General features: G+C 56.3%; 10 protein-coding genes. 5 read left to right on the forward strand and 5 right to left on the reverse strand.

Features of this window, described 5'->3' with window-relative positions; all coding sequences use genetic code 11:
* Positions 1-145 precede the first annotated feature (145 nt).
* From QMX98_RS25245 to QMX98_RS25265, 5 genes are all read left to right on the forward strand, one after another.
* Complete coding sequence (locus tag QMX98_RS25245; RefSeq protein ID WP_058410940.1) at positions 146-1,294, forward strand: site-specific integrase; 1,149 nt, start codon at positions 146-148, stop codon at positions 1,292-1,294.
* Positions 1,294-2,973, forward strand: coding sequence for a hypothetical protein (locus QMX98_RS25250; protein WP_058410941.1), 1,680 nt, complete (start codon positions 1,294-1,296; stop codon positions 2,971-2,973). Before QMX98_RS25245 ends, QMX98_RS25250 begins: the two co-directional genes overlap by 1 nt.
* Positions 2,970-4,856, forward strand: a complete 1,887-nt coding sequence (locus QMX98_RS25255) for an integrase (protein ID WP_058410942.1) — start codon at positions 2,970-2,972, stop codon at positions 4,854-4,856. The genes QMX98_RS25250 and QMX98_RS25255 overlap by 4 nt, the downstream gene beginning before the upstream one ends.
* Positions 4,853-5,281: a hypothetical protein gene (locus QMX98_RS25260; protein WP_058410943.1), complete on the forward strand. Its 429-nt coding sequence runs from the start codon at positions 4,853-4,855 to the stop codon at positions 5,279-5,281. The genes QMX98_RS25255 and QMX98_RS25260 overlap by 4 nt, the downstream gene beginning before the upstream one ends.
* 161 nt (positions 5,282-5,442) lie before the next feature.
* Complete coding sequence (locus QMX98_RS25265; RefSeq protein WP_058410944.1) at positions 5,443-6,195, forward strand: DUF2971 domain-containing protein; 753 nt, start codon at positions 5,443-5,445, stop codon at positions 6,193-6,195.
* A 205-nt stretch (positions 6,196-6,400) separates the two neighbouring features.
* On the opposite strand, the gene QMX98_RS25270 is transcribed toward QMX98_RS25265, so the two are convergent.
* From QMX98_RS25270 to QMX98_RS25290, 5 genes are read right to left on the reverse strand one after another with little or no spacing between them, the layout of a single operon-like run.
* A complete protein-coding gene (locus tag QMX98_RS25270; RefSeq protein WP_175570670.1) occupies positions 6,401-8,440 on the reverse strand; it encodes a hypothetical protein in 2,040 nt (679 codons plus the stop codon).
* Entirely contained in the window at positions 8,425-9,285 is an 861-nt protein-coding gene (locus QMX98_RS25275; RefSeq protein ID WP_058410946.1) for a hypothetical protein, read from the reverse strand. The genes QMX98_RS25270 and QMX98_RS25275 overlap by 16 nt, the downstream gene beginning before the upstream one ends.
* On the reverse strand, positions 9,282-10,340 hold the full coding sequence (locus QMX98_RS25280) for a hypothetical protein (RefSeq protein ID WP_139271958.1): 1,059 nt from the start codon (positions 10,338-10,340) through the stop codon (positions 9,282-9,284). The genes QMX98_RS25275 and QMX98_RS25280 overlap by 4 nt, the downstream gene beginning before the upstream one ends.
* A complete protein-coding gene (locus QMX98_RS25285) occupies positions 10,309-11,403 on the reverse strand; it encodes a GTPase-associated system all-helical protein GASH (RefSeq protein ID WP_058410948.1) in 1,095 nt (364 codons plus the stop codon). Before QMX98_RS25285 ends, QMX98_RS25280 begins: the two co-directional genes overlap by 32 nt.
* Positions 11,404-11,405: 2 nt before the next feature.
* Entirely contained in the window at positions 11,406-12,716 is a 1,311-nt protein-coding gene (locus tag QMX98_RS25290; protein WP_058410949.1) for a metallophosphoesterase, read from the reverse strand.
* Positions 12,717-13,272 lie beyond the last annotated feature (556 nt).

Here is a 13,272-nt window from a genome sequence, read left to right on the forward strand (position 1 = left end):
TGATCTGGCACTTGGAAAGCGTTAGATTGCTGTGATATTAGAAACAGTCACTTAGAAACTCATGCGCTTTAGGGGTGCTTCTACCACCCTAAATGGCCAGAGCAGACAAAGTGAATGGGATTCTAATTAGCACAGAGGGCAGCAGATGGAGCTTGTGTGGGCTACTGAAGATTTCGTGATCGTTGGGCAACCTTATCCAGGGTTTCCCATTCTGCTATGGGACTCGATGGAGAGTTGCCTCCCCGCTAATCAATTCTTTCGTCACTACTTGCTTCGCGGGGATATCGGCTCTAAGCGATCCTGGCCCAGTACTGGACGCGCTCTTTACGACTTCTTCAGCTTCCTTCAAGCCCATGAGATGGACTGGCGCGACGTTGATCGTGGCGAGGCAAAGAGCCTTGTGGCGGCCTATCGGGACTATTGCCTGATGGCGTGCGAATTGGCACCAAACACTACTCGCCAGCGCCTGACTTACATCTGCAAGTTCTACGAATACGCGCTGAAGGAGGGTTGGGTGAAACGCCTGCCCTTCGCCTTTGAAGAACGGACCGTGAGGCGTGAAACAGGCTTCCTTGCGCACGTCGATGCCAGTGGAGGCAAGACCATGGCAAACGATGTGATGCCGCGTACCCACAAGGCCCTGCCCAAGTTCCTGCGCATGGCCGAGATAAAGGCCCTCCTTGCCGCAACGGAGAACCCACATCACCGGATGATGATGCGCCTAGGGTTGCATTCGGGTCTGCGTCGCGAGGAAATCGCCGCCTTCCCGCACGCCTATGTCTTCGACCCGGACAAGGCGGCACGAACTGAGCGCAACCTTTGCATTCGGCTCGATCCGTACGACGGCAGCGGCATGGTGACTAAGGGCAGCAAGCCGCGAGATATTTACGTCAGCCGCCAATTCATGGCCGAACTCTATCGCTATGTGACGAAGGTGCGCGGCGAGCGCGCCTCGCTGAGTAAGACCCCGCAAAAGGCGCTGTTCCTCAACCAGTCCGGGGAGCCCTATGGGGGCGACGGCAAGAGCCTCAACCGGATCATCAGCGAAAACGGCAAGCGGGCTGGAATCAAGGTCAATACGCATATGCTCCGGCATTCCTACGCCACCCATACCCTGGTCAGCCTTCAGCGTAACCGTGCCAGCGGACTGGAGCCCTTGGTGTTTGTTCAGCGGCAACTCGGTCACAGTTCGATTCAGACAACCATGGTGTACCTGCACCTGATCAACGAAATGGCCGACGAGGCGGTACTGGCCTATGACGATGAGTTGAATGCACTGGCGGAGGTGGCCTAATGGGCAAGCGCAAGGTATTTATTAAGACAGACCTCAGCGTCCCGCAAGTCGAGCACAGCCGCGATATGGCAGACAATGTGGTCGTTCTACCCGAGGCCATCCCGCCGAAGCACACCACGATCGAGTTCGAGCGAAACACCTCACACAGTCGTAGTTTCGATTTTGCCCGCTGGTATGGCGCCGGCATAGACCCCATTACCTACGCCTGCCAGCGCCAGATAGAGCGCTTCCTCGCAGGGCAGGAGGGCACTGTCGAGACCAGCACCGTGGTTAGCTACTGCGTGAATGGGTTGCGCAATTTTCTCGAATACTGCGTGTTATGCGCGGCGGCTTTTGGCCGTGACTTGTCCCTTGCCGATGTGAACCGGGACCTGATCGACGGTTACCTCGGTCATCTGGCTGGGTTGGCCGTCGCGACGACCGCTCAGAAGAGTTTATATGCAAAGACTAAGTCCGTATTACTCGCCTTGGGGCGGCGTGGACTGGTCCCCTTGGTCATCTCCGGCGATACGGCCACCTTCCCGCACAACCCGTTCCCGAACAGCAACCGCAAGGCCAAGGGCGAGACGGCGCTGTCCAAACGCGAGCGACAGATGTTCACTGTTGCGCTGAGGCAGGCTATCCAGCCGATCTGGGCCGATGATGCGCCTGTAACCGCCGAACTGCTGGTCTTCGCTCTGCTGGTCGTAGCATTGCACACTGGACGTAACACCACGCCACTGCTGGAAATGGACCGCGACTGCCTGCGCCCACACCCTAAGGACAACACGGTGTTCCTAGTGTTATGGAAGCGGCGCGGCTACAACACCAGTAAGGTGGCCCTTCGCGCTGAGTCGGACGTCGAGCGCCTTCTGGAATCCACGCCGTGTGTGCGAACTAACGTGGAGCGCCTGATCCGCCGCGTGATGGCCCTGACCGCCCCCTTGGATGCAGACGCACCGGATGGCCTCAAGGGCCGTGTATGGCTGTATCGCTCTCGCGGCGGGAAGGATGCCGGTGAGATCACGGCGCTAAGCGCAGAGAGATTGAATTATGCGGCGAACAGTCTGGTTGACGAGCATAGTCTGACCGACAGTGACGGCAGGCCGCTGCGCATCAATGTCTCGCGCCTCCGCAAGACCTTTGCCAACCGCATCTTCGAGTTGACCGATGGTGATTTGGCGACCACAGCTGCTGCCCTCGGCAATACTCTTAAGGTGGCCGACCAAAACTACCTTGCGCCCGGCGAGGACGCCCGTCGCAACTGGCAATTTATGGGTGAGGTACTGGTGCAGGAGTTGCTAACCCGGGCTATTGGAGCGACCTATAAGGATACCCCCATGGGCCGCTGCTCCGACCCGGTAAACGGCCAGTACGCCCCGAAGCGCGAGGGTGCGACTTGCATGAATTTCGTGAACTGCCTGCGCTGCAAGCACTACGCGGTAACCGCTGAAGATCTGTACAAGCTGTTCAGCTTCTATTTCCGCGTGCTGGCCGAGCGATCCCGCATGGATAAGCGGCGCTGGGCACGGGAGTACGCCCACATCCCTCGGTTGATCGACCACTACATAGTTGCCGAGGGGCTGCGTCGCGGCACCTTCAAGGCCGCCGCCGTGGAGGCCGCCCGTGAGCACGCTCGCACCCTGCCGCACCCGTTCTGGTCGGTTGATCTGATCGACAGCTTGGAGGTCTTTGCATGAGCGACAATACCCTGGCGGTACTACCCTGGAAACCCCTTGCAGGCCAACCAGGCGATGTGCGCGGGCTCCCCGAGTCCGAACGCGACGCCCTGATCATCAGCGCTACTCAGGTCGCAGGGCAGTGGGTCATCCTCAGTCGCTATGGCGACGACATCTGGCAACTCGACGGCTTTTCTACCAACGTGCCAGCCAACAGGAGACTGCTGAACTTCGGCACCGTGCCGTCGGCGTTTCGAACTGTGATGAAGGCGATGATGTACCGCTACCTACGCCGCGGGCGACGCGGGGCGGGTCGGCCTAAAGGCAGCGCATTGAAACACACACTCTCAAATGCAATGGCATTCCTACGCCACCTGGAGGCGCTTAAGCTCGATCACTTGGGCGCGGTAACACCCATGGTCTGCGCCACCTATATAGCCGCCTGCAAGGCGCACCGTCAGCCCATCCGGTCCAAGGGAAAGCCGCTGTCGCAGCGTGGACTGGTATTGCGTTTTATCGTCGTCGAAGCGTTCCATGAACTGAGCCAATACACCGATGACCCGATGCCACAGCATCCTTGGCCCGAGACATCCGCGAAGGCCATGGCGGGGCTAACCGGCCGCGGAGTCCAGGTCGGCAAAACGCCGCTGATCCCCGATGATGTGTTCTGCATCCTATTCGAGCGAGCCTACCAGCAGATTGAACGCGGCCGGCAATTGCTTGACCTGCGCGATGCGATGGTTGCCGTCGAGGCGCAGCGAAAGAGGCTGTCGGTATTCGACATAATTAGGGCGAAGAACCACCATCTGGACACCCTAGGATGGAAGGGCGGTCTGAGGGCATTGAACTTTGCACTCAACGACCTGCGCACGGCCTGCTATATCATCCTGGCCAGCACCACCGGCTGCCGCAACCACGAGCTGGCCAACGTGCAAGTAGGCGCGCACCACCGTACACAGGACGACGAGGGCACCACCTATCACTGGATGCGCTCGCGGTCGGACAAAACCGATGCAGGTATCCATGACTGGATGATTCCCGATGCCGCCGTACGCGCCTTGCGCTTGATGGAGCGCTGGGCCGCCCCCTATCAAGCCATGATCGCCGCCGAGATCGTGCAACGTCGTCGCGCCAACCCACTTGATCCGCAGATCACCGAGGCGCACAAGCACCGCCATGCGCTCTTTCTAGGCGTGAAAGATGGCATCGTGGTACGCACGCTTTCCAGAGCCAGTTGGAACCCAAACCTTAAGGCATTCGCAAAAGATTGCGGGCTGAGCTGGAATCTCGCCAGCCACCAGTTCCGACGCAAGTTCGCCAACTATGCTGCGCACAGCCGCTTCGGCGACCTGCGCTACCTCAAGGAGCACTTCGCACACTGGTCACTGGACATGACTTTGGGCTACGCCATGGACGACAGCTGGGGACATCATCTGGAACTTGAGCTGTACGCTGAAATTCGGGGGGAGCTGGAAGATATCAAGCTCGGCGTAGTCGATAATTGGCTGGGTAAAGAATCCCTGGCCGGCGGCTATGGTCGCGCACTCAAGCAGTGGCAACGGGACCCACAAAACCTGCTGATCTTCAAGGATCATGCCTCGATGCTGAATTCCATTGCAGAGAGCACCGCAATTCGCAGCAACGGTCATGCCTGGTGCACGGCGGACAATGACGGTTGCGTCGGCAATACCCTTGAGCGTACCCGCTGCGGCAATAATTGCAGCAACGCCGTGATCGGGCCCGGCCACGCGGCCTTTTACCAAGGACTCTTCGATGATTTAAAAGAGTTACTGCATTGCCCAGACATTGGCGAAGGCGGCCGCCAACGCGTTCGCCGCGACTTGAATCGCTGCCGTGACGTACTGGCCCAGTTGGGAATGGACCCGGAGACTTTAGTCGCATGAAGCCCAAGGACAAGGCAACCAACTACAAGCCGGCTGAGGATCGTGAAAAAGATCTGAAGCTCGCCCTCTATCGCATCCAGAAGGGCCGTGCCCGCACCGGAGAAACCAAGGTTACTATCGCCGCAGTAGCCCGCGAGGCGGGTGTATCGACGGCCTTAATACATAATCACTACCCGCGAATTGCCGAAGCTATCCGCGAGGCTCTGGGGCGATCCAGTCGCGCCATGCGTGATGTAAAACAACAAGACTTGATTGCAGAACGCAAGAAGTCCGCAGCCTATCGTCAGGAGATCGAGGAACTTAGGGCCAAGGTCGCCCACCTTGCTTCCGTAAACGAGGTGCTATTGGACGAAAATCGTGTACTTAAGGCTAAGCTGAGCGACCGTAAGGTGGTCGATCTGGCATCCAGGAAGCCGCATGGATAGTCGATTTCGCATGGTGCACAAGGTTCCTGTACCAAAGCCCGTGGACTGAGGCGTGAGTTGCAGATAAGAAGGCCTGATGATCGACGGTGATTCGCTGGAAAAGCGCAAGCGAAAGCTTGCCGCATAGGTTCAAGCATCACTCCAATGCATAGGAAATAGGCATGCCGACCAACGAAATGCTCAGACGTGAATGGATCTCAGCTGGCTACAAATCAGACATGGGGAGCGCGATAGCCTGCCACCCACCAGTTAATCGCTCGACGATTCGCCTGTACAACCTCACCAGCGTCAAACACGCTCTCAGCAACATAGAAAATCGGCGCATCAAGGTCTCTCGCTTTGCTGATCTGAATGACCCCTTCGAGCTGCTTGCTGCGAACTTCAAAGAACACAAGACGCGCCAGGTCGTGAGAGACTGGAAAGATAAAAGCCATTCGCTGATGGGCTTACTGTGCTTCGCTGGAGATTGGTCAGAGCCGGTGATGTGGAGCCACTACGCCGATAAGCACACAGGAGTCTGTTTGGGTTTTGACGTCAACCGCAGCACAGTTCAGCAGGTCAGCTACCAAGACGATCGAATCCTCGATGCACTTCACCCAACATCAACCCCAGACAATCTGAGCGAAGAACTGCAACAACAGTTGCTGTGCACCAAGTCCGGAGGATGGCGGTACGAGGAAGAGTACCGTCGGTTCGTGAGCTTGAATGATGCCCCCTTGGAAGGTCCGTTTCATTTCTGGCCAATCAGTGGCGATATTCAACTGGCGGAGGTGATCCTCGGACCACTATGCGAGGAGCCCCTCGAATCGGTAAGGCAGAAAGTTAAACTGCATTTTCCCAACGCAGTTGTATTTAAAGCCAGGCTGGCATTCCAATCGTTCAAAGTCGTGCCAGACGCGCGCACGGTTTTTTAAGAACCAGCGACTTGACTGATTCCGAGCTATAGGTGGTGCCATGCTTGCTAACGTCATGCGCAAAGAGGTTTTACACACAGCCTAGGTCGGATGTCGCCGGACGCGACAGACGGCGATTTTTACGCAGCACGGACTCGAAGCAGACCTATGAAAAGGCTTAGTTGCTCCGTTGGGATAATTTCCAAAACAGTAAGTAGAGCTGTGCTCACTTCAGTTTTTTAGCGATATAAGCTGATCTCGCCTTGATCTCCACTTCTTCGGCATCCTTGAGCGCCTCGCGTACTCGCTTGAGATACGCGCGCCCCTTTCCAGTGTTAGCGGCTTCGTCGATTAGAGAGAACGCGAGCGGACTCTCGTCTGTAAGGCGACCGAAACTCTCCGGTTCGAGGTCGCGATCGATAAACATTTTCGTTACTGTCTCTCTCAGCCGCGAACAGCTGTCCCAGTCGAACCACGAACTCTGTAAACGCAAGCTGGCGAGCCTTTCCGTCTCGCGCGAGAAGTGCTGCCCCTGAAATGCCTTGTATACTCGGGTGTATGAGTATCGCAGCAGGTCGGCCTGCGATCTGGATTTCCAGCCCAGTGCCCGAGTCAGGAAAAACGCTGCAAGAAAATCCTCGTCTGACCGGTCGAGGGGACCAGACGCACCTCGCAACGCGATAAGCCAAGAATCCTCTCCACAGGTATTGGGAACATCGTCAGGAGAGGTCTGCCGGGCGATAGTGACGACCGTCGCCATCCGCGTCACCTCACCTGTGGCGAGCACTGCGGCCAGCTTATTCTTATCGCGGCATAAAGCGACGAGCCATCCCCGTACGGCGTCGGGATCGGCCTTGTCTGACTCTAATGCGCGGATTAAATCCGTTGGGTCCGCTTTATTGATGATAGTTATGGCTGGGCCGATCCTGCCTGCCGCAAGCAATGCTCGTGCAGCAAGACCTGCGTCTTGGTGCGGTATACGTTCCGCCAGCCCATCGTCGACTTTTGGGATACGCCAAAAAGCTGTTAGCAACATAATGTCCGGTCGCCGCTCGGCTATGTCGATCGCGATATCAGTGTTGGACTCAAGCCCCGACACTATCTGCTCCGATTTCATCTCCGCCAGAGCACGGGACGCGACGCTGGCTGAAGCGCCTTCCGAAATGAGCGCAGAGTAGAAGCGATGCGGTGATCGCCGCCACAGCTCGATGCCAAGCTTGTTACCCATCTCGGCCTGCTCTACGGGATCGCTTAACTGTTCAAGCGTTTCGAGAAGAAACTCAAACACTACATCTTCTATCCGACCGGTCGCTTTCATCGCTTGCCGCGTCACGAGCGTGCGGATCGACCTGGCCTGCTTCCTTCCGCCGCTATCGAGAGCCGCCAAGACAGAAATGGCCGAGACCAAGTCCGGCGGATGGCTTTCTAATAGGCTTCTATGAAGTTCACATAGCGGCAACATAGCGCGTCGACCGCCATCGACGTCGCCGCCGGTGCGTTTAAGGAATTCGCGCAACGTAGACGATGATGGGGCTGCGAGATCAGCCAACAGACGCAGCGGCCCTTCAGAGATGGCAGCTCCATCCGCAACCACGGCGTTCGGAAATTTCGAACGGAGCTGACGATCCTTCTCGGGTACGAACTGAAGGTCAAGAACAACCCCTTTCCCGGATCGATCCATTCCCGAAAGCGTGCAAAAACCAAACGAACGGCGCAGCCTTGGCCATTGCTGCATCCAGATGGCGGTCGCAACTTGCTCGTCTGCGAACGGCTCGGCGGCTTCGGCCACCACCTGACGCGTCGGAAACGAATACAGCGCCTGCAGCAGAAATTCAGTCCGTTCTGTTGGCTCGATTCCGTTCGGCTTAAGTTGTGGCGACATGGAAACGGGATCGCCATAGGCTGACCTGACATCTATACCAGTAGGACGTGTGAAAATGTCGAGCAGGGCTTGAGCAGACATCAGCCTGGCGAGATCTGCGTTTTCAATGATCAGCGAGTGAGTCCAAACGCAGCCAGGCCGGGGCATTTCAGGGGCTGCCCAAGTTCTCGCAAGGACATATTTTCCGCTTTTCTCGAGCGGATATCCCGTGAGATAGCCGTCAGCCGACGGCTTCATGCCAGAACCCGATAGGTCACTCATCACTAACATAACGCGTGCATCCGACGCATCCAGCGGCAGTGAACTGGAAATAAGTCTATGGCCGTCGTTGTATCCATGAAGCGCCTGATGGACCAAGATTGAAGGCATTAGTCGATCAGCCATTTCAGCGGCTTGGTTATATCTGAAATGACGGTATCTCCGTCCACGACCTTGATCCGGTCGGATGGTCGCTCTAGGTCTCGAAGCCTATCAGTTTCAGCAAAGCTCTCGTCTTTCTCAGGATCCTCGTACACCCCCCCCTGAGAACTAAGGCCCCACACTTGCCAAGTCCAAGGATCGCGCCCACTGCGCAAATACTGGCTTAAGAAAGGTAATTTGTTTTCAAGAATCTCTGCCGGCGTTTGTCCTTCCCCTTCGACCTTGTCCCATGCTGAGATGAGAAGGGCCAAACGTCTTGCGCCGATATTTAGCTCCCCCGACATGAGCATCTGTAGGAGGTCCACGATCCTGACCTGAGTAGGAGCCAGATCGGCGCTCCACTCGATCGGCTCTTTCTCGGGGGGTACTATGCCCAACTTCCTCTGCAACGTCGTCCAGTCAACGACCCAAGCCGGCATCTTGATCGTATCGCCGTTGATCATAAGGACGAGCGAAGGTGCTGTCAGTGTTTCCAGCATTCCCTTGTCGAGCTCACGACGCTCCCACATTCGGGAGAAATCCTCTCCCGGCAGATCTGGAAACGAAACCTCAACTTTCTGTCCGTCGTCATCTTTAAGTCGCATCGTCACAGCCTTTGCACCGCTCACCTGGGTCCGCTGCTGAATCGTTCCAGATCGCCACCGCTTGGCTAGCGCGTTAAGGTGTTCGTAGTTGCCTTGACTGAGGCGATCGAACGAGAGAGCCGTACCGGCCCCCACCTCACGGACCATGTGCCACAGAGCTGCGAGAAATGTCGTCTTGCCCGACGAGGGCAGTCCTACAATAGAAATATGAATTTCCCCGCTCATTTTTCTGTCCCCGTGTCGGTCAGCAGGTCGATCATACGTTCGAAAATAGCAGGTGCCCCGTCGCCCCCCGCGACTACAGGTATATTCGGCCGTAACCAGTACAGCAATAAGTCAGCGACGCCTTCTCCCCTGGAGACCTGTTCGCAGTCCTTTGGAGATGCCGCGACTACAAATGACTTCACCTCGCCAAGGTGTGTAGCGTGAGTTTTGATGATCGACTCTACCATCTCGTCAAAATCCTTCTGGACCCGGTCCGGATGCTGAGAGATGACGACTGAGTCCTTTTTTGTCAGGACGACCGCTAGCCGACATCCTCCACGGATCGCGCGTGCTTCGACCAACGCATCGACGATCTGGGGCGTCGCCGCCTTCACTTCATGCCGCAGCTTCGGATTAGCCAGTTGCGCGCCGTTGACCAACAGGGTTATGCAGTCCGCTCGTCGAATCTCGAAGAACTGATCGGCCTGGGAAATTTGGTCGGTGACGGCTAGATAGTCCTCCCCCGACCGATCGCTTATGAATAAAGAGGTAAACCCTAAACCTTCTTGATGCAGATCGAGATGAAAGAAGGTTGCATCCGCACCGCGACTAGTTCTTTCTGTGTGCGGGATGGCACGTCGGGAGACCGCACGAGCGAGATGGCAAACCTTTTCAAACCCGATCAGCGTAGAAGACCCCGCGAACGCCGCCCCCGAGAGAGGCCCGTCTTGAAGAAGGTCGTAAACCCCAGCGATCAAGCTGGTCTTGCCCGAATCGTTCGGCCCTATGAGACCGATCGACCTGGAAACGTTTCGTCGCTGTAAGTTCGAGACATTGTCGCGAGCCAGCGCTTCACCGGACGCAAGGGCGATCGTTGGTTCTGGCGGCTCCACTGCGGCGGCTGACTCTTCAGCTTCCGGGATGTCCTCGAGTGATAAGCCGGCGTGTGGGCACTCTTCGATCTCGAACCCTTCCACGCACTTACCATCAGACGCGAAATTACAATCGGCGTTGTTGCATGCAAGCTGCTGGGTCGCCATTTGATCAGTTGCCCACGGACAGGAAAAGATGCTCACGGTAGAAAAGCTCGGCGAGCTGAACCGCTGCCATAGACGCGTCGGCGGGCAGCCCGGTCATGGAGGCCCATACCGGAAGCCAAGCATCGTCCGAGCCGACTTCAACCCTTTTTTCAAGTGCGAAGTGCAGGGGGGTCGTGACAGGGGAAATTCTGGTCGACTTCGTGATGTCCCTGCTCCAACTAATATCGGCGGCATTCACAGAGTCCGATACCATAAGCGCGTCGCCGGTGACGCCGGCTCGGGAAAGCAGCGCAGTCACTGACGCGGGCCCAGGGGATATATTGGTGATACCCCCCAGTTCTTTACTGAACACAAGTGGTTTCAATGCAGCGTCAACGTCGGTAAAAGGTGCATCCACGATCCAACTATGGGCTCCGATCAACCACCAAAGCATCTGCAGCTCCTCCTCGCCCAGAGATATCTGGCGAATGAGCCGCTTCGTCACATGGTTCTGTTTGTCGATGATCTCACCCAGTGCTTCCCGGGTGGAATCTCGAAGGCCATCTAGCTCAAGTTTCCATTGGGCTGGCGACATGTCTGCCAGTGCTTCTGCCGAGACCTCGAAGTCGACCGTCGACGGTTCTATCACGAATTCCTTGGGATTAGGGCGCTCGTGTTTTTTCCTTGAAAACTCAACTACGGCCTTCTTCGCGAGTCCAACGAGATCCATAGGCAGCTCGGCAGTACGCATGCCTCCAAATGAAGCATTAAGAACTGCGATCGCCGCGTCCGGCAGCCTCGCGAACAACCGCGTCAGCACTGCGGCTGACAGGATTTGCAGCTCTCGACGAGATTCCGCAGGATCCAATGGCGAGCCGTTGCCGGATATGGAAGTAAGCAGCGCTTGATGCTTCTTGGTCAAAGCTTCGTTTTTACCGCCGTCAGCCGGCGCCGTCGTGGCAAAAGCGTAACGAACAAGGACCTCTACCATCCAGTAATCCGCAGCCGTGGCGGTATCCACCACACCTTTCCACCTGCGAGTTCTGATCGGGCCTTCGTCCATAAAAGCGTCCGCATACCAACGTGCGAAATCGGAATTCATCTCGGGCGTCTTCGCCATACTCATCTCTCCAACTTGGCGACTTCAGCCGCGATCTTGTCCATGATATTCAACTGCGCAGCGCGGATTAGGACTCGTCCATATCGCTCCGGCTCTGGCAGCTTCATCTCGCCCTCTTTAAGCAGGTCTAATGAGGTTGCGATGTCTCGCCGCTGGCTACTCGAAAGGTCCCAGAATCGGTACAGCAAGTCCCGGGTATCTTCTTCACCCATGGTCGCCTCCGCGTCTTGAATAACCAGCGTGCCAGTCGAATGGTCATGCGATTCATCGGCAGGGACCGCCGCCCTGACGGGGCCACTAGCCGGTGCGGGTATACCTGCTTCCTCCGGAACCAAGATTGACGATGTGAAGAAGTCGCGACCCTGATTGTTCTGAATTGCGATGAACCGTTCGGGGTTATCTTGCATCCGGCGTTGGTACACCTCAACGTTAACGCGGCGCTCGACTCCGGCGCCTGCGACCTGGAGCCGAATCAGATTGTAACCCGGATTGTAAGGTTGCTCGGCACGCGACGGATTTACCGCGGCTGCGGCGAAGCGCACGTAGCTCGAATCCATTTGCAGCCGCTGCTTGTGTTTGTGGCCAAACACATGAAAAGCAGCACGGGCGTTCAACGCATCATCTACGACCTCGCCGTCTTCAAGCCAATCAATGGGATGGTGGCACAGCACTAGGTTGAGCGTGTTCGGTGTTGGGTTGAGTACAGTCTGTAACGGACTGAGGTAGAGATCCCGCTCTTTGTCATCGTTGCCCTCACGACCGGACAGAAGTGTGGAAGTCAGCCCGTAGATCCTAAGGCCCACGCCATTCTCCAGGGGGATATCCTGATGCCAGAACGGCTTTTCGGGCCATATCTGACACGCGAAGGGCGCGGCAAATTCGTTGTATGCCGCATGGGCTTGGAAAAGGAGTTGGCCGGTTGTTTCATCGCGTAACTGCTGTTTGAGCTTCCACTCGCGGTTGGTCAGTGGGGTGGAAGCGATCGCATGCTGGACGTTCTGAATCTGGACGCTACCCTTGATAATCCCGCGGTCCACGTCGTGATTGCCCGGCACTACAAAAATGCGTTCTTTCGGACAACCTGAAATTTGAGAGAGCTGTTCTATCCAGTCTCGGGCTGTCCGATACTCATCTGGGGCTGCCTTGAACGCGATATCTCCCCCAATAAGAATCGCGCCAACGTTACCCAGCTTTTGCACTTGTTCAGTGAGATCCCGCATCATACGAGTGCGAATAGGGAGTTCAGGATCCATCAATGGATCGAGGCAATCCGGCGACTTGAAGTGAATATCAGATATGTGCAGCATCAACATGAATGCTATTCCTCGCCGCGACAGGTTCGACCCGGCCACGCGCCGACAATATTATTTATATGAGAATAACCAGCAGGGACGTGCAGCCCCTGATGCATCAGACCGTTGCCTCTGGGCAACTTGATGATTTTTGCAACCGCACTAACACCACGAACAGCCGTCGAATCTGCGTCATTCCATTGCCTCACCGATACCCATCGTATCAACTCCAAGCTTGCTTCGAGGATCAGCCTGAATGGTGCACCAAGTCTACACAATCGTGCATCACATGGCTGTCGACTATTCCCCCAATGCTTTACGTAAGCGTCCGCTTCGACGACTGATGTGAAAGCCCGCACTGTACGTGAAACCAGTTCCTCGGATATGTCCAAGCTATAGGCTAACCTCCATCTCTGACGAACGCTCAAATGAGGAGTTGCGAGGATTGCAATGAGGCAGATTGTCAGTCACTCATCACTTATTCCACGCGTAAAAAAACATAAAAATAGTTAGATTAGGTAAGTATCTGATTTATGGAAGATAAAACACATATAACAGTTAGCAAGGCTCCAGAAGC

The organism is Pseudomonas sp. PS02303, from assembly GCF_029959925.1.
Lineage (GTDB): Bacteria > Pseudomonadota > Gammaproteobacteria > Pseudomonadales > Pseudomonadaceae > Aquipseudomonas > Aquipseudomonas mandelii.

Coding starts and splice junctions, on each gene's coding strand:
- QMX98_RS25245 (WP_058410940.1), top strand. CDS start 146: ATGGAGCTTGTGTGGGCTACTGAAGATTTCGTGATCGTTGGGCAACCT.
- QMX98_RS25250 (WP_058410941.1), top strand. CDS start 1,294: ATGGGCAAGCGCAAGGTATTTATTAAGACAGACCTCAGCGTCCCGCAA.
- QMX98_RS25255 (WP_058410942.1), top strand. CDS start 2,970: ATGAGCGACAATACCCTGGCGGTACTACCCTGGAAACCCCTTGCAGGC.
- QMX98_RS25260 (WP_058410943.1), top strand. CDS start 4,853: ATGAAGCCCAAGGACAAGGCAACCAACTACAAGCCGGCTGAGGATCGT.
- QMX98_RS25265 (WP_058410944.1), top strand. CDS start 5,443: ATGCCGACCAACGAAATGCTCAGACGTGAATGGATCTCAGCTGGCTAC.
- QMX98_RS25270 (WP_175570670.1), bottom strand. CDS start 8,440: ATGGCTGATCGACTAATGCCTTCAATCTTGGTCCATCAGGCGCTTCAT.
- QMX98_RS25275 (WP_058410946.1), bottom strand. CDS start 9,285: ATGAGCGGGGAAATTCATATTTCTATTGTAGGACTGCCCTCGTCGGGC.
- QMX98_RS25285 (WP_058410948.1), bottom strand. CDS start 11,403: ATGGCGAAGACGCCCGAGATGAATTCCGATTTCGCACGTTGGTATGCG.
- QMX98_RS25290 (WP_058410949.1), bottom strand. CDS start 12,716: ATGTTGATGCTGCACATATCTGATATTCACTTCAAGTCGCCGGATTGC.